This is a genomic window from Bacillus sp. LR--39 (assembly GCF_053613335.1).
The window spans coordinates 1-685 of sequence record NZ_JBSIOT010000942.1; the positions used below are offsets into that span (position 1 = coordinate 1).

2 protein-coding genes are annotated in these 685 nt (G+C 45.7%); both read right to left on the reverse strand.

The genetic code is table 11. The features are described from left to right. On the reverse strand, positions 1-401 hold a 401-nt coding region (locus ACWHAR_RS27625; RefSeq protein WP_452088509.1), incomplete at its 3' end, for a cell wall-binding repeat-containing protein. A gap of 84 nt (positions 402-485) precedes the next feature. Then, positions 486-685 (reverse strand): SpoIID/LytB domain-containing protein (locus ACWHAR_RS27630; protein WP_452088510.1); only part of this gene is annotated, 200 nt, incomplete at its 5' end.

Sequence of the window (685 nt, forward strand, 5' to 3'; positions counted from 1 at the left end):
GCTCCGCCGATGCGTTCGACAGATGACACACCAAGCTTTTTGATCTCGCTTACGACACCGTTTTGAACGCTGACGGTTCCGCCGATTACGATCACTTTGCTAGGTTTTAATTGACTGATTCGGTTTTTAGTGGCCGTTGGCAGTTTAGACGCTTCCGTTAATAGAACAGGCGCGTTGTTTCGATAGGCAAATGGAGTCGCTGAAAGGACGTCTGCATATGCCTTTCCATTTGCAACAATCACAGTGCTTGCACTTGTCCACCCCTGCTTGGAAACGTTCACCGCAACCTCATATCGGTTTGCACCGTCTAATCTTGTGACAGAGTTGGCCGCAAATACATTAGGCACAAACAAAAAGAACCCTAACAACAACATAGGTACAGCTTTAAGAAAAACCCTCAAAAAAATAACCTCCAAAAATGTAAATGTTATGTTTTCCCCTGAACATGAACAGAGGAGGCACTGCTGCCTCCTGTTCAAACTCTATTAATAGCTTGATAGAGTCGTATTTGGATAGTAGAAACTTAAAATCTTCTTGTAATCGTGCCCGGCAGCAGCTCTGGCATTTGCTCCGTACTGACTCATGCCGATGCCGTGTCCGAATCCTTTACCGCTGAGAGTAAAAGCGTTCGTATTGCTGGATACAGAAGCATACGTGCTCTTCATATTCATGCCGCCCAGCATCG